Origin of the sequence: Nocardioides sp. Iso805N (assembly GCF_000364605.1) — a bacterium.
In the GTDB taxonomy this organism is placed as follows: Bacteria; Actinomycetota; Actinomycetes; order Propionibacteriales; family Nocardioidaceae; genus Nocardioides.
Genome location: NZ_KB822590.1, coordinates 12,598 through 32,146, shown reverse-complemented (window position 1 = coordinate 32,146; position 19,549 = coordinate 12,598). Strand labels below are relative to the sequence as shown.

19 protein-coding genes are annotated in these 19,549 nt (G+C 69.3%); 8 read left to right on the top strand and 11 right to left on the bottom strand.

Features of this window, described 5'->3' with window-relative positions; all coding sequences use genetic code 11:
- Positions 1-27: 27 nt before the first annotated feature.
- Positions 28-1,065 (top strand): class II fructose-bisphosphatase, encoded by a 1,038-nt coding sequence (glpX, locus tag H036_RS0120610; RefSeq protein WP_017936708.1) that lies wholly within the window; start codon positions 28-30, stop codon positions 1,063-1,065.
- Positions 1,066-1,090: 25 nt separating this feature from the next.
- Here the strand turns inward: glpX and H036_RS24690 are convergent, their stop codons facing one another.
- Together H036_RS24690 and H036_RS0120600 are read right to left on the bottom strand one after the other, a co-directional pair.
- Positions 1,091-1,861 carry an SCO family protein gene (locus H036_RS24690; RefSeq protein ID WP_017936707.1) on the bottom strand — a complete coding sequence of 257 codons (771 nt, stop codon included), beginning with the start codon at positions 1,859-1,861 and terminating at the stop codon, positions 1,091-1,093.
- 91 nt (positions 1,862-1,952) lie between these two features.
- Entirely contained in the window at positions 1,953-3,035 is a 1,083-nt protein-coding gene (locus tag H036_RS0120600) for an ABC transporter ATP-binding protein (RefSeq protein ID WP_026146218.1), read from the bottom strand.
- 258 nt (positions 3,036-3,293) lie between these two features.
- Between H036_RS0120600 and H036_RS0120595 the strand changes: the two genes are divergently transcribed.
- The 4 genes from H036_RS0120595 to H036_RS0120580 are packed head-to-tail and all read left to right on the top strand — an operon-like array spanning position 3,294 to position 7,549.
- Positions 3,294-4,508 (top strand): extracellular solute-binding protein, encoded by a 1,215-nt coding sequence (locus tag H036_RS0120595; RefSeq protein WP_017936705.1) that lies wholly within the window; start codon positions 3,294-3,296, stop codon positions 4,506-4,508.
- Positions 4,505-5,458 (top strand): carbohydrate ABC transporter permease, encoded by a 954-nt coding sequence (locus H036_RS0120590; RefSeq protein ID WP_017936704.1) that lies wholly within the window; start codon positions 4,505-4,507, stop codon positions 5,456-5,458. Before H036_RS0120595 ends, H036_RS0120590 begins: the two co-directional genes overlap by 4 nt.
- Positions 5,458-6,297 carry a carbohydrate ABC transporter permease gene (locus H036_RS0120585; protein WP_017936703.1) on the top strand — a complete coding sequence of 280 codons (840 nt, stop codon included), beginning with the start codon at positions 5,458-5,460 and terminating at the stop codon, positions 6,295-6,297. Before H036_RS0120590 ends, H036_RS0120585 begins: the two co-directional genes overlap by 1 nt.
- 4 nt (positions 6,298-6,301) lie before the next feature.
- Positions 6,302-7,549, top strand: coding sequence for an ABC transporter ATP-binding protein (locus H036_RS0120580; protein ID WP_017936702.1), 1,248 nt, complete (start codon positions 6,302-6,304; stop codon positions 7,547-7,549).
- Between the two features lie 9 nt (positions 7,550-7,558).
- Here H036_RS0120580 and H036_RS23975 read toward each other — a convergent pair whose 3' ends face one another.
- From H036_RS23975 to H036_RS23970, 4 genes are read right to left on the bottom strand one after another with little or no spacing between them, the layout of a single operon-like run.
- Positions 7,559-8,188 carry a DUF1707 SHOCT-like domain-containing protein gene (locus tag H036_RS23975; RefSeq protein WP_017936701.1) on the bottom strand — a complete coding sequence of 210 codons (630 nt, stop codon included), beginning with the start codon at positions 8,186-8,188 and terminating at the stop codon, positions 7,559-7,561.
- A 38-nt stretch (positions 8,189-8,226) separates the two neighbouring features.
- Positions 8,227-9,345, bottom strand: a complete 1,119-nt coding sequence (locus H036_RS0120570) for an NAD(P)-binding domain-containing protein (protein WP_017936700.1) — start codon at positions 9,343-9,345, stop codon at positions 8,227-8,229.
- A 37-nt stretch (positions 9,346-9,382) separates the two neighbouring features.
- Positions 9,383-10,252, bottom strand: coding sequence for an RNA polymerase sigma-70 factor (locus tag H036_RS0120565; RefSeq protein ID WP_017936699.1), 870 nt, complete (start codon positions 10,250-10,252; stop codon positions 9,383-9,385).
- A 10-nt stretch (positions 10,253-10,262) separates the two neighbouring features.
- Complete coding sequence (locus tag H036_RS23970) at positions 10,263-10,874, bottom strand: carboxymuconolactone decarboxylase family protein (RefSeq protein WP_017936698.1); 612 nt, start codon at positions 10,872-10,874, stop codon at positions 10,263-10,265.
- An 86-nt stretch (positions 10,875-10,960) separates the two neighbouring features.
- Between H036_RS23970 and H036_RS0120555 the strand changes: the two genes are divergently transcribed.
- Positions 10,961-12,661 (top strand): fumarate hydratase, encoded by a 1,701-nt coding sequence (locus H036_RS0120555; protein WP_017936697.1) that lies wholly within the window; start codon positions 10,961-10,963, stop codon positions 12,659-12,661.
- Between the two features lie 63 nt (positions 12,662-12,724).
- Positions 12,725-13,402: a spermidine synthase gene (locus H036_RS0120550; RefSeq protein WP_157417732.1), complete on the top strand. Its 678-nt coding sequence runs from the start codon at positions 12,725-12,727 to the stop codon at positions 13,400-13,402.
- A 3-nt stretch (positions 13,403-13,405) separates the two neighbouring features.
- Here H036_RS0120550 and H036_RS0120545 read toward each other — a convergent pair whose 3' ends face one another.
- Positions 13,406-13,636: a hypothetical protein gene (locus tag H036_RS0120545; RefSeq protein WP_017936695.1), complete on the bottom strand. Its 231-nt coding sequence runs from the start codon at positions 13,634-13,636 to the stop codon at positions 13,406-13,408.
- Between the two features lie 136 nt (positions 13,637-13,772).
- Between H036_RS0120545 and H036_RS0120540 the strand changes: the two genes are divergently transcribed.
- On the top strand, positions 13,773-15,188 hold the full coding sequence (locus H036_RS0120540; RefSeq protein ID WP_017936694.1) for a class II fumarate hydratase: 1,416 nt from the start codon (positions 13,773-13,775) through the stop codon (positions 15,186-15,188).
- Positions 15,189-15,274: 86 nt separating this feature from the next.
- Here H036_RS0120540 and H036_RS0120535 read toward each other — a convergent pair whose 3' ends face one another.
- The 4 genes from H036_RS0120535 to H036_RS0120520 form a co-directional block, all read right to left on the bottom strand.
- Positions 15,275-15,940 (bottom strand): uridine kinase, encoded by a 666-nt coding sequence (locus H036_RS0120535; RefSeq protein WP_026146214.1) that lies wholly within the window; start codon positions 15,938-15,940, stop codon positions 15,275-15,277.
- A gap of 112 nt (positions 15,941-16,052) precedes the next feature.
- The gene (locus H036_RS0120530; protein ID WP_017936691.1) at positions 16,053-16,763 is read right to left on the bottom strand and encodes a hypothetical protein; all 711 of its coding nucleotides are present in this window, start codon (positions 16,761-16,763) and stop codon (positions 16,053-16,055) included.
- A 187-nt stretch (positions 16,764-16,950) separates the two neighbouring features.
- Complete coding sequence (locus H036_RS0120525; RefSeq protein WP_198290040.1) at positions 16,951-18,297, bottom strand: PhoH family protein; 1,347 nt, start codon at positions 18,295-18,297, stop codon at positions 16,951-16,953.
- A 398-nt stretch (positions 18,298-18,695) separates the two neighbouring features.
- A complete protein-coding gene (locus tag H036_RS0120520) occupies positions 18,696-19,472 on the bottom strand; it encodes an isoprenyl transferase (RefSeq protein ID WP_017936689.1) in 777 nt (258 codons plus the stop codon).
- Between the last annotated feature and the right edge of the window lie 77 nt (positions 19,473-19,549).

The following is a 19,549-nucleotide window of genomic DNA, read 5'->3' as shown; positions in this document are numbered from 1 at the left end:
CCCCTCGGGTCCCGCTACAGTCGCCCCATGAGCGACTCCTCCCACCTGCCCGAGCCCCTCGACGTCGCGCCGCAGGCGCCCGACCGCAACCTCGCGCTCGAGCTGGTCCGGGTCACCGAGGCAGCCGCGATGAGTGCCGCCCGGTGGGTCGGACGGGGCGACAAGAACGGCGCCGACGGGGTAGCGGTGAACGCGATGCGAGTGATGATCTCGACCGTCTCGATGGACGGCACCGTGGTCATCGGCGAGGGCGAGAAGGACAACGCCCCGATGCTCTACAACGGCGAGCGCGTCGGCGACGGCACCGGCCCCGAGGTCGATGTGGCGGTGGACCCGATCGACGGCACCACGCTCACCGCCAAGGGGATGAGCAACGCCGTCTCCGTGCTGGCGGCCGCACCGCGCGGCGCGATGTACGACCCGTCTGCCGTGTTCTACATGGAGAAGCTGGTCACCGGTCCCGAGGCCGCCGACGTGGTCGACATCCGCCTCCCGGTCGCCGAGAACGTCTCCCGGGTCGCGAAGGCCAAGGGCACCAAGCCCACTGACATCACCGTGATCGTCCTCGACCGCCCCCGCCACGCGGGCCTGGTCGAGGAGCTGCGCGCCGTCGGCGCCCGGATCAAGTTCATCACCGACGGCGACGTGGCGGGCGCCATCTCCGCGGCCCGCACCGGCTCCGGAGCCGACCTCCTGCTCGGCATCGGCGGTACGCCGGAGGGCATCGTGGCCGCCTGTGCGATGAAGGCGATGGGCGGCACCATCCAGGGTCGACTGTGGCCCAAGGACGACGACGAGCGGCAGAAGGCCCTGGACGCCGGCCACGACCTGGACCCCGACAACGTGCTCCACACCGATGACCTGGTCACCGGCGACGACTGCTTCTTCGTGGCCACCGGCATCACCGACGGCGACCTGATGCAGGGCGTGCGGTTCCTGCCCGGCGGCGGCGTGGTCACCGACTCGCTGGTGATGCGCTCGCGGTCGGGCACGATCCGCAAGATCACCTCCGAGCACCAGCTCTCCAAGCTTCAGGCCTACTCGGCGATCAACTTCGCCGGCTGAGCGACGACCACCCGACCTGCTCGACTCACAGCGGCTCGTCGAGCAGCCAGGAAACGCCGTGGACGGCCTGGGACGCCGTCCACACGCCGCCCTTGTCGAGGTTCTTGCGGCCCTCGGCACTGAGGAAGGCGTCGATCTTCTTCGGGATCGGTGTGCCACTGGGCGCTGTCGGCATGCCGTCGAGGATGTAGCGCTCGTGCTGGCGCTGGTCGAGGAAGAAGACCTCGTCCGAGTGCTGGATGTCGTAGGTCAGCAACGCCCCGGTGCGCCAGTTGCGCACCTTCTCGTCCTGCGGGACCTTCTTCCAGAAGACGCCGAAGAACTTCCAGATCGCGTGCACGTCGTGCGCAGAGCCGGTCAGCAGCAGCCAGTTCGGCACCGTGGTCCCATGGGCGTACTGCCGTCGGTAGGCGGCGAGCTGGGCAGGGGTATCCCGCTCGGGGTCCACGGTGAGCGTGATGAAGACGACGTTCTTGGCGGCGGCCGGATCGGCGTCGACCTGATGCGCGGTCTGCACCAGTGTGGCGGTGTCGATCGGGCAGGTCTCCTGACACAGCGTCATCGAGTCCGAGATCACCACCACCTTGCCCGCGAAGTCGGACAGGTGACGCACGGCGCCCGTGCTGTCGGTCAGCGGAGCCTGCAACAGGCTCGCGGGCAGGGCCTGGTCGATCCGGGTACCGACACCTGGTGACGGGGCGGCGACCTTCGCCGTACTGGAGGAGGCGCCGCAGGCGGCCACCAGCGGCAGGACGAGCAACAGCGCGACAAGGACCGAGGGACGCAGGCGGGGCACGTCTGGGCAGGCTACCTCCGCGCCACAAGGCAGCGGCGCCGTCCCCCACGTGAGGAGACGGCGCCGGCTGCTGGACGGGTGTGCTCGAGGCTCAGTCGGAGAGGCGCAGACCGCTCTCGGTGTCGAACACGTGCACGTCGGACGGGTCGGTGGTGACGTAGATGGTGTCGCCCTTGCGGACCTTGTCCTTGGAGCTGACGCGGACGATGACGGTCGAGGGGGTGCCCTCCACGTCGCAGGAGCCGTAGACGAACGAGTCCGAGCCGAGCTCCTCGACCACTGTCACCGAGACCGGCAGGCCGCCGTCCTCGGCACCGACGAGACGCCAGGCCTCCGGCCGCACACCGACCGTGATGTTTCCGGCCATCTTGTTCGCGGCGGTCGGGTCGACCGGCACGGCGTAGCCACCGATACTGGCCGCGCCGTTGTCGGCCTTGGCCTCGATGAGGTTCATCTGCGGGGACCCGATGAAGCCGGCGACGAAGAGGTTGACCGGCTTGGAGTAGAGGTTGAGCGGGGTGTCGACCTGCTGGATCTCGCCCTTGTTCATGACCGCGACCCGGTCACCCATCGTCATGGCCTCGACCTGGTCGTGGGTGACGTAGACGGTGGTGGTGCCGAGGTCGGCCTGCAGCTTGGCGATGTCCGTACGGGTCTGCACGCGCATCTTGGCGTCGAGGTTCGACAGCGGCTCGTCCATGCAGAAGACCTGCGGCTGGCGGACGATCGCCCGGCCCATCGCGACGCGCTGGCGCTGACCGCCGGACAGCGCCTTGGGCTTGCGCTCGAGGTACTCGGTCAGGCCCAGGATCCGGGCAGCCTCGTCGACGCGACGCTTGCGCTCGGCCGGGTCGACCTTGGCCATCTTGAGCGAGAAGGCCATGTTCTCGGCCACGGACATGTGCGGATAGAGCGCATAGTTCTGGAAGACCATCGCGATGTCGCGGTCCTTGGGCGGCATGGTGGTGACGTCGCGGTCGCCGATCAGGATCGTGCCCGAGGTCACCTCCTCGAGCCCGGCGAGCATGCGCAGGGTGGTCGACTTGCCGCAGCCGGAGGGGCCGACGAGCACCATGAACTCGCCGTCGCGAATCTCGAGGTCGATGCCAGGAACCGCCGGGCTGTCCGCCCCCGGATACCAGCGCTGGGCCTTCTGGAAGGTCACCGATGCCATGTTGAGTTGCTCCTTCACCGGCAGGTACGTGCCGGACGATCCGTAGTGAAGTGACGCCACAGGTGTGGCCCGGGTCACTCTACGTCATGCCCCCGTAGGCATGCCTACGACCCCGGAAGGGAACCGCTTCAACACTGGACGTCAGCGGCCTCAGGGGTCTACACCTGTGACATGGGTCACTGCCGACATCGGGAAAGGGCAGGCGCGATGAGGAGACCGCGACGAGGACGAGGGCTCGCTGTCCTCACGGCTGCTGCCTTGGCTTCGACCGCGCTGGCGGCGTGCAGCTCGGCCAGCGGCAGCAAGCCGGAGATCATCTGGTACACCAACCCGGACAACGGCGGGCAGGCCGCGCTGGCGAAGGCCTGCAGCACCTCCCAGTACACGATCACCACCCAGATCCTGCCGCAGGACGCCACCCAGCAGCGCGTGCAGCTGGCGCGCCGGCTCAACGCCCACGACAGCTCGATCGACCTGATGAGCCTGGACCCGGCGTACACCGCCGAGCTCGCGAACGCGGGCTACCTCGCCCCCATCCCGACAGCGCTCCAGACGCTCTTGAAGCTGCAGTCGTTCAAGGGCGCCGTCGCCGCCTCGAGTTGGGACGGCAAGCTCGCGGTGGCGCCGTTCTGGTCCAACACCCAGGTGCTCTGGTACCACAAGTCGGTCGCCCAGAAGGCGGGCCTGGACATGACCCAGCCGGTCACCTGGGCCCAGATCATCGACGCGGCCGCGAAGACCGGCACCAAGGTCGCGGTGCAGGCCAACAAGTACGAGGGCTACGTCGTGCTCATCAATGCGCTGGTGATGGGCGCCGGCGGCGACATCGCCAGCGACCTGACCAAGGGCGTGGACGCCAAGATCGACATCGACTCCCCGGCCGGTCGGGCAGCGGCGGGAGTGATCCAGAAGCTCGCCCACAGCTCCGCCGCGCCGCCGGACCTCTCGATCGCGCAGGAGGGCCAGTCGGAGTCGACCTTCGCCTCGCCGAGCGGCGGCTTCCTGACGAACTGGACCTACATCTACAGCGCGCACAGCAAAGCCATGGGCAAGGACCTCGGCTACGCCCGCTATCCCGAGACGGTGGCGGGCAAGGTCTCCCGCCCGCCGTACGGCGGCATCGGCATCGGGGTCAGCAAGTACTCCAAGCACGTCTCGCAAGACATGGCGGCGGTCAAGTGCCTGACGTCGCCCACCAGCCAGGGCAAGTACGCCGTGGCCGAGGGGAACATGCCCGCCAGCGCCGCCGGCTACGCCTACCCCCCGCTGCGGAAGGTCTATCCGGCAGACCTCCTGACACTGTTCCAGCAGAGCGTCGACCAGGCCGGTCCGCGACCCACCACGCCGTACTGGAGCGACATCTCCGGTGCGCTGCAGTCCACCTGGCACCCGCCGGCATCGGTGAACCAGGGCACGCCGGCGAAGTCGGCCAGTTTCATCAGTGACGTGCTGCACGGAAGGAGCCTGCTGTGACCACCACCGTCGCCACCGCCGCGACCCCACGCAAGCGGCAGGCCGCCACTGACCGGGCCGTCGCGGAGAACAGGCTCGGACTGAAGCTGGTCGCACCAGCCGTGGTCGTGATGCTCGTGGTGACCGCCTGGCCGATGATCCAGGCGCTCTACCTCTCGCTCTACCGCTACCGGCTGACCACCCCCAACGACCGGGCGTTCGTGGGCCTGCGCAACTACGGCACGATCCTGACCGACTCGCTCTTCTGGCACGACACGTTCAACACCGTGGTGATCATGGTGGTCAGCGTCGCCGTGGAGCTGGTGGTCGGCTTCATCTTCGCGATGGTGATGCACCGGGTGATCTTCGCCAGGGGCATCATCCGGACCTCGATCCTGATCCCCTACGGCATCATCACGGTGGTCTCGGCGTTCGCCTGGCAGTTCGCCTTCAGCCTCAACAACGGCTTCGTGAACAGCTGGTTCGCCTGGCTGCCGGGGATCCAGACCGGCGCGGACGCGACCAACTGGTTCGGCCACCACTGGCCGGCCATGTTCGCGATCATCGTCTCGGAGATCTGGAAGACGACGCCGTTCATGTCGCTGCTGCTCCTGGCGGGTCTCTCGCAGGTCTCCGAGGACATGATCGAGGCATCGCAGGTCGACGGCGCGACGTGGTGGCAGCGGCTGTGGAAGGTGATCCTGCCGAACATGCGGGCCGCGATCATGGTCGCGGTGCTGTTCCGTGCGCTGGACGCGTTCCGGATCTTCGACAACATCTACGTGATGACGCGCGGCGCGCAGAACACCGAGTCGTCATCCTTCCTGACCTACAGACAGGTGATCGAGCAGTTCCAGCTCGGTCTCGGATCGGCGCTCTCGGTGCTGCTCTTCCTCACCGTGCTGCTGCTGGCGTTCGGCATCGTCAAGCTGTTCCGGGTGGATCTCGCCCGCGCTCGAGGGGAGGCGTGATGGCCCGCAGGACGCGCAAGGCGCTGTTCGGCACCGGCGTCGGCTTCGTGGTGATCATGGTCTGGTGCCTGCTGCCGGTGGCCTGGATCCTGTCGCTCTCGTTCAAGTCCCAGGCCGAGACCAACTCGGGCAGCCCGCAGTTCCTGCCCAAGTCCTGGACGCTCCAGAACTACCGCGACATCCTCCACAACAGCGACTTCCTCTACGCGCTGCGCAACTCCTTCGGCATCGCGATCATCGCCACCTTGCTGTCGGTGATCTTCGCGACGCTGGCGGCGTACGCGATCGCCCGGCTGGACTTCAAGGGCAAGCGGCTGGTGCTCTCGCTCGCGCTGGCGATCGCGATGTTCCCGGTGGTCTCGCTGATCAGCCCGCTGTTCGACATGTGGCGCACGTTCCACCTGTTCAACACCTGGCCCGGCCTGATCATCCCCTACATGACCTTCACCCTCCCGCTGGCGATCTGGACGCTGTCGGCGTTCTTCCGCGAGATCCCGTGGGAGATGGAGCAGGCGGCGCAGGTCGATGGAGCCACGCCCTGGCAGGCGTTCCGCAAGGTGATCGTCCCGCTGGCCGCGCCGGGCGTGTTCACCGCCGCGATCCTGACCTTCTTCTTCGCGTGGAACGAGTTCGCCCTGGCGATCTCGCTCACCTCCACCACCGCTGCTCGCACCGTCCCGGCGCAGATGTCCTTCTTCGTCGGCAGCGACCCGTTCAACCCGCCGTACGGCCAGCTCGCCACGGCGTCGGTGATCGTCACGATCCCGATCGTGATCATCGTCCTGCTCTTCCAGCGCAAGATCGTCGCCGGCCTGACCTCCGGCGCAGTGAAGGGGTGACCCCATGGCGTCCATCACCATGAACCACATCGTCAAGAAGTACGGCGACGGCTTCCCAGCGGTCAACGACGTCAGCATCGACGTCGCCGACGGGGAGTTCATGATCCTGGTCGGGCCCTCCGGCTGCGGGAAGTCCACCCTGCTGCGGATGATCGTCGGTCTGGAGGACATCACCTCCGGCGACATGCTCATCGGCGATCGGCGGGTCAACGACCTGGCGCCGCGCGATCGCAACCTGGCGATGGTGTTCCAGAACTATGCGCTCTATCCGCACCTGACGGTCTACGAGAACATCGCGTTCCCGCTGCGGCTGGCCGGTGCTCCGGACAAGGAGGTCGAGGAGAAGGTCAGGGCCGCGGCGGAGACCCTCGAGCTCAACGAGCACCTCGAGCGCAAGCCGGCCAACCTCTCCGGCGGCCAGCGTCAGCGGGTCGCGATGGGCCGCGCGATCGTGCGCAACGCCGACGCGTTCCTCTTCGACGAGCCGCTGTCCAACCTCGACGCCAAGCTGCGCGGCCAGATGCGCACCGAGATCTCACGGCTGCAGAAGCGCCTGGGCATCACGACCGTCTACGTCACCCACGACCAGATCGAGGCGATGACGCTGGGCGACCGGGTGGCCGTCCTCAAGCGCGGCCTGCTCCAGCAGCTGGCCACGCCGCGGGAGCTCTACGACAACCCCGCCAACCTCTTCGTCGCCGGGTTCATCGGCTCGCCGCCGATGAACTTCATGCCGGCGACCGTCGAGGGCACCACCTTGAAGCTCCCCTTCGGCGAGGTCGAGATCCCCGCAGAGAAGGCCGAGCGGGCTGCCGGCGCGGGGCTGCTCATCGCCGGCATCCGCCCGGAGAGCTTTGCGGAGGCATCGGCGCCGCACCTGCGCGACGTCAACGAGGCCAACACCTTCGAGGCCAACGTGGACGTGGTCGAGTGGCTCGGCAACGAGACCTACGCCTACGTCCCGTTCGAGGCACCGCCCGAGGTGCAGAGCCAGCTCACCCAGCTGGAGCAGGAGCTGGACGGCGAGGTGGTCCGGACCCAGCTGGTGATCACCCTCGACGGCTCCAGCGAGGTGCGCGAAGGTGACACGGTCAAGATCTGGATGGACGCCGCCAAGGTGCACCTCTTCGACCCGAAGACCACCGAGAACCTGACCGTCGACCTCGACCACGCCGGCCGGATCCCCGGCCGGGAGGACGCCCTCGCCGCCTCGGCCGGCCCCGCTCCCGGCACCACCCCCGCGGAGTCCTGACCACGACCGCTATCGGCGCTCGACGCTGACGCCGCCCATCACGCACCAGCCGCGGATCACCAGCCGCGGGCTGCCAGTGGTGGCGACGTTGCCACGCGTGTCGCTGTAGCCGCCCAGGACCGAGGTCATCTCGAAGACCACCTCCACCTCGGGCGGCACGATCAGGGTCACCCCACCCCAGAATGCCTGGACGGTGAGCTCGCAGGTCTCGGCGGCGTACGTCGCCTGCCGCAGGTCGAGGCTGGCACCGCCCAGCACCGCGGTGACCTGCATGGCCACCGGCACCTGCCAAACCCCCTTGCGCTCGAAGCCGCTCAGGACGGCCCGGTGCCGCTCGGGCTCGGCCGGCAGGTGGCCGTGCGCGATCACCGGGCGGCTCGGGGTCGCCGGAGCCGGCGGCGGGGAGTACGGCGGGGAGTACGGCGTCGGCAGGTCCTCGGTCAGCGGGACCAGGTCGGCGGCCGTCTTGGCGCCGTACGCCGCCTCCAGACGCTCGTCGAGCTCCTCCAGCGTCAGGCGCCCCTCCCCCGCGGCCTGCCGCAGGATCTCGGTCACCTCGTGCCGCTCGGCATCGCCGATGCGTACGGCTGGTCGCGCGTCGCGGCCATCGTTGCGTTCGGGACGGTCCAGGTCACCCATGCGCCTCAGCGTAGTGAGGTCTCGGCCTGGGAATCGCGCTAAGCGGTCGCTGTTTCGGCGGCCATTCCTACAGTGTCGGCGGCCATTCCTACGGTTTCGGCGAGGTAGCGGCGCACGGCCAGCGCCGCCGCCCGGCCTGCCCGGGTGGCGCCGATCGTGCTGGCCGAGGGCCCGTAGCCGACCAGCTGCACGCGTGGGTCGGCGGCCGCCGTGACGGCGGTCTGCACGTCAGAGCCGCCGGACTGCAGGGCGATCCCGCCGTACCGGGTGCGCAGGTGCAGCGGCGCGAGGTGCTCGACGGCCGGGCGGAACCCGGTCGCCCAGAGGATCACGTCGACGGCCTCTAAGGCAGCGTCCGAGCCTGTCGAAGCCTCGCTCCAGCGCACGCCGTCCGGCTCGATCCTGGTGAACATCGGCCGCCGCCGATAGGCGCCCAGGCTCTCCGCCAGGCGCTCCTGAGGCCGCAGCGCGAGTCCCGTCACGCTGACCACGCTCGCCGGTGGGCGACCTTCACGGACCCGGTCGAGCACCCGGCCGATCGCGGCCCGGCCATCGAAGCCGCCCTCGTTCCAGACGGGCACCCGGCGGGTGACCCAGAGCGTGTCGGTGATCGGCGCGAGCTCACCGAGGAACTGGACCGCCGAGGCACCGCCACCCACGACCAGCACCCGCTTGCCGCGGAAGTGCTCGGGACCCGGGTAGTCCACGGTGTGCAGCTGCTCACCGCGGAAGGTGTCGGCGCCGGGGTAGTAGGGCACGAACGGCCGGTCCCAGGTGCCTGTCGCGTTCACGATCGTGCGGCCGCGCCAGCTGCGCGACCCGGCGTGCACGACGAGCAGCTCGCCCTGGCTGGTCACCCGGTCGACCCGCGCCGGCCGCTCGACCGGCAGCGCGTGCGTCGTCTCGTAGTCGCCGAACCACGCTGGCACGACCACGTTCGCCCGATCGCCCGAGCCGCCGGGCGCGGCGGCGTCGGGCAGGTCGGCGACGCCGTGCACATCGGCCATGGTCAACGAGTCCCAGCGGTGCTGCCAGGCGCCGCCGGGGCGCTCGGCCGCGTCCAGCACCACGTGGTCGATCCCCAGCCGCTTCAGGTGGTACGACGCCGACAGCCCGGCCTGACCGGCTCCGATCACCACCGCGTCGTAGACATGCACACCCGTGGAACGGCCTGGCGCGCGCCGCTATGCCCACTCAGCGGGTGAGGTCCGTCGCCTCCTCGATCCGGCCGAGCTTGTGCGGGTTGCGGACCGCGTAGAGCCGGGTGATCCGGCCCTCCTCGACGACCATGCTGATCGCCGAGGTGCCGACCGGGTCGGGGCCGTCCATCCGAAGCGCCGGTGCGCCGTTGATCCAGACCATCCGCAGCTCGGTGCCGTCGGCGTAGCGCGGGAAGTTTCGCAGGAAGGCCGCGATCTTCGTCGCGCCGCGGATCGGGACCCGCGCCGCCTGGGCGAACCCACCACCGTCGGCGATGAGCACCACCTCGGGCGCGAGCACGTCCATCAGTGCCTGGACGTCGCCGCCCTGCATCGCGGCGATGAACCGCTCCAGCACCGCCCGCTGCTCGCTGTGGTCGACGGCGACCCGCGGTCGGCGTGCCGCCACGTGCGAGCGCGCTCGGTGACCGATCTGCCGTACGGCGGCGGCTGTCTTGTCCACCGCAGCGGCGATCTCGTCGTAAGGCAGGTCGAAGACCTCCCGGAGCACGAAGACGGCTCGCTCGGTCGGCGTGAGCGTCTCCAGCACCGTCAGCATGGCCACCGAGACGCTCTCGGCCAGCTCCACGTCGGCAGCGACATCGGGCGTGGTGAGCAGCGGCTCGGGCAGCCACTCGCCGACGTACTCCTCCTTGCGGCGGGCGAGGGTGCGCAGCCGGTTCAACGCCTGCCGGGTGACCGCGCGCACCAGGTAGGCGCGGGCGTCCTGCACCTCGCTCTGGTCGATGGCCGCCCACCGCAGCCAGGTCTCCTGCACCACGTCCTCCGCGTCGGCGGCGGAGCCGAGCATCTCGTAGGCGACGGTGAAGAGCAGGCTGCGGTGGGTGACGAACGGGTCCGTCATGCCGATGACGCTACCGACTCGTCCCCCGAGCTTGTCGAGGCGCCTCGACAAGCTCGGCGGACGGAAGGCTGAGAGGTCGCAACCCGCAAGCAGCGGCGAACCCCTCCGACTCGATGCCGAGCGCGACGTTGGACCGGGTGGTCAGGTTGGCGAACCCGATCACCGCCGTCAGCTCCAGGAACCCCGGTGCCCCGAGCTGCTCCAGCAGGCCGGCGGCCATCTCGTCGGTCACGGCCACCGGCGTCTGGGTCATCGCCTCGGCGTACGCCATCGCGTCCCGCTCCAGCGGGCTGAAGACCGTCGACTCGCGCCACCGCGGCACCTCACGCGCCTTGTCCATGTCGAGGCCGAGGTTGTTCGCCTGGAAGTAGTTGAAGTCCAGGCACCACGTGCAGCCGATGTAGGAGGCCACCGCCATGTGCGCGAAGGACTTCAGCCCCTCATCGCACTCGTGCCACTTCTGCAGCTTCTGGCCGTAGCCCATGCTGGCCTTCAGCGCCGGCAGGTGGTGCCACATCACACCCAGCGACTCGGGAACCCGGCCAAACATGCGACCGGCGAACCTCTTCACCACCGCGCCGTACAGCCCGGTGATCTCCTTCGGGGGGACCCTGGTGGTCATCTCGCTCACTCCTTCAAGTCAGTGACACCATCCAGACACCGCCCGGCTTCGAGGTGTGACACCGGCGAGGGTTATCGTTCTGAGCCGTGGCCGACGCTCCCTTTCTCTACAGCGACCTGCTCCCCACCGGTGAGGACACGACTCCTTACCGGCTGATCACCGCCGAGGGGGTCAGCACGGTCGAGGTCAGCCAGGAAGACGGCACCACCCAGACGTTCCTCAAGGTGGACCCGGAGGCGATCCGGCGGCTGACCTACGAGGCAATCCACGACATCCAGCACTACCTGCGCCCGGCCCACCTCAGGCAGCTGCGCAAGATCATCGACGACCCGGAGGCGTCCGGGAATGACCGCTTCGTGGCGCTCGACCTGCTCAAGAACGTGAACATCTCCGCTGGCGGCGTGCTGCCGATGTGCCAGGACACCGGCACCGCGATCGTGATGGGCAAGAAGGCCGAGGGCGTGCTGACCGGCGTCGACGACGCCCAGGTCATCTCACGCGGCATCTACGACGCCTACACCACGCTCAACCTGCGCTACTCCCAGCTCGCGCCGATCACGATGTACGACGAGGCGCCGACCGGGAACAACCTGCCCGCCCAGATCGAGCTCTACGCCACCGAGAACCGCGGCAAGCCGGAGTACAAGTTCCTCTTCATGGCCAAGGGCGGCGGCTCGGCCAACAAGTCCTTCCTCTACCAGGAGACGAAGGCGATCTTGAACCCGAAGCGCATCCTGGAGTTCCTCGACGAGAAGCTCAAGTCGCTCGGGACGGCCGCCTGCCCGCCGTACCACCTGGCTGTCGTGATCGGCGGCACCTCGGCGGAGTTCGCGCTCAAGACCGCGAAGTACGCCAGCGCGCACTACCTCGACAACATGCCCACCTCCGGTGACGTGTCGGGCCACGGCTTCCGCGACGTCGAGCTGGAGGAGGAGGTCTTCAAGCTGACCCAGTCCTTCGGCATCGGGGCCCAGTTCGGCGGCAAGTACTTCTGCCACGACGTCCGCGTGATCCGGCTCCCCCGGCACGGTGCCTCGTGCCCGGTCGCGATCGCCGTCTCCTGCTCGGCCGACCGCCAGGCGCTGGGCAAGATCACCGCCGAGGGCGTCTTCCTCGAGCAGCTGGAGACCGACCCGGCGCAGTACATGCCCTCGGCCGGCGTCGCCGAGGACATCTCGGCCGGCGAGGTGGTCAAGATCGACCTCAACCAGCCGATGGACGACATCTTGGCGACCCTTTCCCAGCTCCCGGTCAAGACCCGACTCTCGCTGACCGGCCCGCTCGTCGTCGCCCGCGACATCGCGCACGCCAAGATCAAGGAGCGGCTCGACGCGGGCGAGGAGATGCCCGACTACCTGAAGGACCACCCGGTCTACTACGCCGGGCCGGCCAAGACCCCGACCGGGATGGCGTCCGGTTCGTTCGGCCCGACCACGGCCGGCCGGATGGACTCCTACGTCGAGCAGTTCCAGGCGGCCGGCGGCTCGAAGGTGATGCTGGCCAAGGGCAACCGGTCCAAGGTCGTCACCGATGCCTGCCACACCCACGGCGGCTTCTACCTCGGCTCGATCGGTGGCCCGGCCGCCCGGCTCGCGCAGGACTGCATCAAGTCGGTCTCGGTGCTCGAGTACGAGGAGCTCGGCATGGAGGCGATCTGGAAGATCGAGGTCGAGGACTTCCCGGCCTTCATCGTGGTCGACGACAAGGGCAACGACTTCTTCACCGACCCCGCGGGCACGACGACGGTGCCGCTGAGCGGCATCCGGGTGCGATCGCGCGAGCGCTGAGGGCCGGCCCCACGCACGTGTCACCGTGACACTTCGCGCGACGCCCCACAAACACCCGGCATGATGGCGCACGTGGAGGAAGTAGCACGCAGCCAGTCCGATCGCGGCGAGCTGGTGCTGCGCCGACTCGACGACGGCTCGCTGGAGCTGCGCGCGAACGGCGTGTTCGTGATGGACACCGTCGAGACCACCACCGAACGCGAGCTCGCCACCCGCGCACTCGCCCTGCACGGCAACGCCGCCAGCGTGCTGATCGGCGGCCTCGGCCTCGGGTTCACGCTGGCAGCCACGCTCGCGGATCCTCGCGTGGCCGAGGTCAACGTCGTGGAGATCGAGCCCGCACTGGTGGGCTGGTTGCGCGACGGCACGGTGCCACACGGTCGTGCCCTGCTGGCCGACCCGCGAGTCACCGTGAGCGTGGCTGACGTGGCCCGTGCACTCGCCGAGGCCCCGCCGTCGGCGTACGACCTCGTGCTGCTGGACGTGGACAACGGTCCGGGCTACCTGGTGCACGACGCCAACGCCGACCTCTACCGCGCTCCCGCGCTGGAGGAGGCACGGCGGGCGACCCGCCCCGGAGGCATGGTGGTGGTCTGGAGCGCGGCGGAGTCACCCGAGCTCGAGGAGACGATGGCGGGCGTCTTCGGCCGCTGGCGCACCGATGCGGTCTCCTACGATGTCGACCTGCAAGGTCGCGCGGAGACCTACTGGCTCTACGTCGGGCACGTCGCCGGCGTCTGAGCCCTACTCGTCCTCGAGCCGCTCCCCCAGCCGCGGCCCCTTCGGCTTGAGCTCCTGGTCGCGGCGGTTCTCCGGCGGTACGCCGTCGGGTCCGGCGCCGCGCGCGTCCGGGTCGCCCGACTCGCTGTCGGGGTAGCCGGCCGTCGAGTCCTCGGGACTGATCGGGGTGTCCTTGTCGTCCTCGTCGAGTCGACCTACCTCGGAGACCTGGCCTTCGGACTGTTGCTCGCTCATGTAACCCGGTAGCCCGCGGGGTCCCGGAGCACTCCACCCGAGTGCGGCGTTCTGCGTCGTCGTGGGTTCGTCGTGGGTTCGGCGTTGGTCCGGCGGGGCGAGCGTGTGCGGGCATAAGACGGGTACTTTCGGTGCTATGCCCGATGTGACCGGCACCGATGTGAGCGAGCAAGAGTTCCGTATCGAGCACGACAGCATGGGCGAGGTGCGCGTCCCGCGCGACGCCCTCTGGCGAGCGCAGACCCAGCGAGCCGTCGAGAACTTCCCGATCTCGGGCACTCCGATCGAGCCGGCCCTGATCCATGCGATCGCGCACGTCAAGGCTGCCGCTGCCGCCGTCAACGCCGAGCTCGGCGTGATCACCGACGAGCAGGCGCACGCGATCGTGGCTGCCTCTGACGAGGTGGTCGGGGGCGGGCACGACGACGCCTTCCCGATCGATGTCTTCCAGACAGGCTCGGGCACCTCGTCGAACATGAACGCCAACGAGGTCATCGCCACCCTCGTGGAGCGCTCCGGCGCCCCGAGTGTGCACCCCAACGACCACGTCAACGCCTCCCAGTCCTCCAACGACACCTTCCCGACGGCCATCCACGTCGCCGCGGCGGTCGCGGTCAGCGAGCAGCTGCTGCCGGCGCTGGAGGTGCTCGCAGGCTCGCTGGAGCGCAAGGCCGAGGAGTTCGCCGGGCTGGTCAAGGCCGGACGCACCCATCTCATGGACGCCACCCCTGTCACGCTCGGACAGGAGTTCGGCGGCTACGCCGCCACCATCCGGTACGCCGGCGAGCGTCTCGAGGCGGTCCTCCCCCGCGTCCGCGAGCTGCCGCTCGGCGGGACCGCCGTCGGCACCGGCATCAACACACCGGCCGGCTTCCCGCAGGCGGTGATCGCCGAGCTGTCGCGGCGTACGGGGCAGGCCTTCACCGAGGCCCGCAACCACTTCGAGGCCCAGGGCACGCGCGACTCGCTGGTCGAGCTCTCCGGCGTGCTCAAGACGATCGCGGTGGGGCTGATCAAGATCAACAACGACCTCCGCTGGATGTCCTCGGGTCCGACCGCGGGCCTGGCCGAGATCCACCTGCCCGACCTGCAGCCGGGCTCCTCGATCATGCCCGGCAAGGTGAACCCGGTGCTGCCCGAGGCGACCCTGATGGTGGCCTTCCAGGTGATCGGCAACGACGCCGCCGTCACCGCCGCCGGCGCGTCCGGCTCCTTCGAGCTCAACGTCGCGATGCCCGTCATCGCGCGCAACCTGCTGGAGTCGATCCGGCTGCTGTCGGCCTCGATGACGGTGCTCGCGCAGCGGACCGTGGACGGCATCACCGCGAACGCCGAACGGCTGCGCTCCTACGCCGAGTCCTCGCCCTCGATCGTCACTCCGCTCAACCGCTCGATCGGCTACGAGGCCGCTGCCAAGATCGCCAAGCAGGCACTGGCCGACGGAGCGACGATCCGCGAGACGGTGCTCAAGCTGGGATACGTCGATCGTGGGGAGCTCACCCTTGAGCAGCTCGATGCGGCTCTCGACGTGGAGTCGATGACGCACCCGTAGGTCGAGAGGTCACCTTCTGCCGGTCGAGAGGTCACTTCCCGACGGTCGAGAGGTCACCCCCGACCGTCGAGAGGTCAGTTCGTGCATCACCATCGGACTACGCGAGGCGCGGCCGGGTCGTCGTGCGCGATGACGATGCTGGCCCGCTCCAGCGGGCGCTCCTCGGCCAGGTAGAGGTCGCAGGCGGCCAGGTAGCGGCCGTCATGCGCTGCGGCAGCCGCCGCGGCACCACCGAGCCGGCCTGCGTCGCGTGCGACACCGCGCGCCAGCGCCGTCTCGCGCGCGGCATCGAGGTAGATCACCTCGTCCCACAGCGCACGCAGGGCGCCTCGCTGGAGGAACGTGCAGTCGAAGACCACGATCGTCCGCGACCCGGCGACGGCGTACGCGTCGGTGATGACGGCGTCGCTCGCCATCTCGTGCACCGCTGTCGCGTAGCGGCGTGACCCACCCGGTCCGAGCGGGCGCAGCACGCGCTCGGCGAGCGCGTCGAAGTCGTAGGCGTCCTCGTAGTAGCCGCGCGCGGAGTCGCGGCCCTGCCGGTAGCGCACGGTCTGGGGATGGTGGAAGCCGTCCGAGTCCAGGTGTACGGCGTCCGCACCGCGGGCCGTGATGACCCGCACGAGCTCGGCCGCGAACGTGCTCTTGCCGACGCCGCACGGCCCGTCGACACCCACGCGCAGCGGATGGCCCTGGTCATGTGCGACGAGGCGACCGGCAAGAAGGCCGAGGACGTCGTCGCGGGCGCTCACCGGACCACCATGCTCGTCATCTCAACCAGCACCAGTGACCTCTCGACCCGCCGAAAGTGACCTCTCGACGGTTCGGGGTGACCTCTCGACGCGCGGAAGGTGACCTCTCGGCTTAGTACCAGCCGTGGGACTGGGAGTGTCCCCAGGCGCCGCAGGGGCTGCCGTAGCGGTCCTCGATGTAGCCCAGGCCCCACTTGATCTGGGTCTCGGCGTTGGTCTGCCAGTCGGGACCGGCCGAGGCCATCTTCGAGCCAGGCAGGGACTGCGGGATGCCGTAGGCACCCGAGGGGTTGGCGGCGTTGACGCGCCAGCCGGACTCGCGGTTCCACAGGTCGACCAGGCAGCTGAACTGGTCGCCGCTCCAGCCGTAGTTGCCCAGCAGTGCGCTGGCGATCGACTTCGGGTCGCCGGTCGACATGTCCTCGGTCTCGACGACCGCACGGGCGGCCGTGCCGGCCGAGGTAGCGAGCGCGGCCTCCTTGGCCGGGTCGACGGCGTCGCGGCGATCGGATCGGGAGATGACCGCCGTGCGGCGTACGGCCGACGCGGCCGAGCCGGCCGTCGACGTCGACGTCGTGGCGGACGCCGACGGTGAGGCGGACGGCGAGGTCACGCTGTGCGCGATCGGCGCGGCGACATCTGCGGCGGTGGCCAGCGTCGGCCCTGCGGAGAGCGCCAGCCCGCCACCAACCGTCGTGCCGGTGCCGGCAACGGCGATCGCGGAGAGGACCAGGGTCTTCTTCAGTGCCTTCTTGGGGGCCTCGACGAGGGGTCGCTCAGGGGCTCCCCGATGCTTCGGGGTGTATGCGGCGTGCTTCGACAAGGCGCTCGTCTCTGGGTATCGGGGCCAGGGGCGTTGGCAAAATGACTCGACCCACCATGCATGACCCATCAACTGGTTGCAAACCGAACCACCCAGTTACGTCGAAAAAACAGGACCCCTGGACGCCACTGTTGCCACAGCAGCACCAGGGGTCCCGTCCGTCTCGGGTTGCCGAGACAACGTGCGGTCAGAGCACCACGTTCTCCAGCATCTCGGTCACCAGCGCCGCGATCGGCGAGCGCTCGGAGCGGGTCAAGGTGACGTGGGCGAACAGCGGGTGCCCCTTGAGCTTCTCCACCACCGCGACCACCCCGTCGTGACGACCGACCCTCAGGTTGTCGCGCTGCGCGATGTCGTGGGTGAGGACGACCTTCGAGTTCGCGCCGATCCGGGAGAGCACCGTGAGGAGCACGTTGCGCTCCAGCGACTGCGCCTCGTCCACGATCACGTAGGAGTCGTGCAGCGAGCGGCCGCGGATGTGGGTCAGCGGGAGCACCTCGAGCATGCCTCGGTCGAGGATCTCGTCGATGACGTCCTGCGAGGTGACCGCCCCGAGCGTGTCGAAGACCGCCTGGCCCCACGGACCCATCTTCTCGGCCTCGGTGCCGGGCAGGTAGCCCAGCTCCTGACCGCCGACCGCGAAGAGCGGGCGGAAGATGACGACCTTCTTGTGCTGCCGGCGCTCCATCACCGCCTCCAGACCGGCACACAGCGCGAGGGCCGACTTGCCGGTGCCGGCGCGGCCGCCGAGCGAGACGATGCCGACCTCGGGATCCAGCAGCATCTCGAGGGCGATCCGCTGCTCCGCAGAGCGGCCGTGCAGCCCGAACGCCTCACGATCGCCGCGGACCAGGTGGACCTGCTTGTCGGGTCCGACCCGGCCGAGGGCGGTCCCGCGATCCGAGAGCAGCACCAGACCGGTGTGGCACGGCAGCTCGCGGGCGACGCCGAGGTCGAGCACGCCGTCGTCGTACAGCTCGTTGAGATCGTCGGAGGTGACATCGAGTTCGGTCATGCCGGAGTAGCCCGGGTCGGAGTCGGAGATCGCCTCCCCGCGGTACTCCTCGGCGGTCAGGCCGACTGCCGAGGCCTTGATCCGCATCGGCAGGTCCTTGGACACCACGGTGACGTCGAAGCCCTCGGCGCTGAGGTTGCAGGCGACGGCGAGGATGCGGGTGTCATTGTCGCCGAGCCGGAAGCCCGACGGCAGTGTCGAGGGGTCGGTGTGGTTGAGCTCGACCCGGATCGAGCCGCCGTCCTCACCGATCGGGACCGCCTCGTCGAGACGACCGTGCGTGATGCGCAGCTCGTCGAGCTGGCGCAGCGCCGTACGGGCGAAGTAGCCGAGCTCGGGGTGGTGCCGCTTGGCCTCCAGCTCGGTGATGACGACGACTGGGAGGACCACCTCGTGCTCGGCGAACCGCTTCAGCGCTCCCGGATCGGAGAGCAGGACGCTGGTATCGAGGACGAAGGTGCGGACCTTAGGACTCGCGGGCTTGCGGGTTGCCTTGGTCGTGGATGCCTGGGCGGGCACGGCGTTCACCCCTCACGGACCCAGGCGCGCACTCATCGCCCCGGTCCTAGTTCTCGCACATGGACCGGGCTGCCCGAAGGCCGGAGTGCCGACCTCCCCCACCGCGGCACGAATCGTGCCGAGTGATGTAGTCGTGAATGCTCACGAACGGGCCTCCTGGTACGGCGGGCTTCCCCACCCGCCGGTGATTCGAAGGTAGATCCGGTACCCGTTCAGATGTGGCAACACGCCGAACCTGGAATGTGAACGTTAGATTGCGTGACCCGGCGGAATCTGACGTCGCTGGCGCGCGTGGCGCCAAGTCGGAGGAGCGAAGCCGGTCTGGGAGCGGAGCGACCGCCGAGCGACGACAACGCCGGCGACGCGCCGTCAGCGACGCCAGGCGGCGTCAGGCGGCGTCAGCGGCCGAGGCGACGCTCACGCTGGGCATAGGCCCGTAGCGCGCGCAGGAAGTCGACCCGACGGAAGTCGGGCCAGTAGGCCTCGCAGAAGTAGAACTCGCTCTTGGCGCTCTGCCACAGCAGGAACCCGCCGAGCCGCTGCTCCCCGCTGGTGCGGATCACCAGGTCCGGATCGGGCTGGCCGGCGGTGTAGAGGCGGCCCTCGATCTCCTCGGCGATGTGCTCGGGCGTGAGCTCCTCGACGGCGATGTCGTTGGCGACGACCTCATGCAGCAGGCCCCGTACGGCGTCGGCGATCTCGCGGCGACCGCCGTATCCAACCGCGACGTTGACGAGCATCCCGTCGACGTCGCGGGTCGCCTCCTCGGCGGCTTTGAGCCGCTCGGCGACCTGCGGCGGGAGCAGGTCGAGCGCACCGACGGGGTGAAGTCGCCACCGGCGCTGGTCGGCCAGCGAGTCGACCGCCTCGGTGATGATCTGCAGCAGCGGCTCGAGCTCGGCTGCGGGCCGGTTGAGGTTGTCGGTGGAGAGCAGCCAGAGGGTGACCACCTCGGTGCCGACCTCGTCGCACCAGGTCAACAGCGGCTCGATGTTCGCAGCGCCCGCCCGGTGGCCGTGCGCGGTGTCGCGGCCGACGGCCTTGGCCCAGCGGCGGTTGCCGTCGAGCATCACGCCGATGTGCTGGGGCAGCTTCGCGGAGTCGAGCCTGGCCTGGAGCCGTGCCTCGTAGGCCGGGTAGAGGACCCGCCGTACTCCGTCCTTCCAGTCAGCCACGTCCCTAGGTTAACCGTGTCATGCCCCGACTGGCCGATCGATGGCTGTGAGGAGGTTGTGCCCGGCGGGTACCGTCT

Coding starts and splice junctions, on each gene's coding strand:
- H036_RS0120540 (WP_017936694.1), top strand. CDS start 13,773: ATGCCCGATGTGACCGGCACCGATGTGAGCGAGCAAGAGTTCCGTATC.
- H036_RS23970 (WP_017936698.1), bottom strand. CDS start 10,874: ATGACCACCAGGGTCCCCCCGAAGGAGATCACCGGGCTGTACGGCGCG.
- H036_RS0120600 (WP_026146218.1), bottom strand. CDS start 3,035: ATGGCATCGGTGACCTTCCAGAAGGCCCAGCGCTGGTATCCGGGGGCG.
- H036_RS0120565 (WP_017936699.1), bottom strand. CDS start 10,252: ATGACGGACCCGTTCGTCACCCACCGCAGCCTGCTCTTCACCGTCGCC.
- H036_RS23975 (WP_017936701.1), bottom strand. CDS start 8,188: ATGGGTGACCTGGACCGTCCCGAACGCAACGATGGCCGCGACGCGCGA.
- H036_RS0120550 (WP_157417732.1), top strand. CDS start 12,725: ATGGCGCACGTGGAGGAAGTAGCACGCAGCCAGTCCGATCGCGGCGAG.
- H036_RS0120580 (WP_017936702.1), top strand. CDS start 6,302: ATGGCGTCCATCACCATGAACCACATCGTCAAGAAGTACGGCGACGGC.
- H036_RS0120545 (WP_017936695.1), bottom strand. CDS start 13,636: ATGAGCGAGCAACAGTCCGAAGGCCAGGTCTCCGAGGTAGGTCGACTC.
- glpX (WP_017936708.1), top strand. CDS start 28: ATGAGCGACTCCTCCCACCTGCCCGAGCCCCTCGACGTCGCGCCGCAG.
- H036_RS0120585 (WP_017936703.1), top strand. CDS start 5,458: ATGGCCCGCAGGACGCGCAAGGCGCTGTTCGGCACCGGCGTCGGCTTC.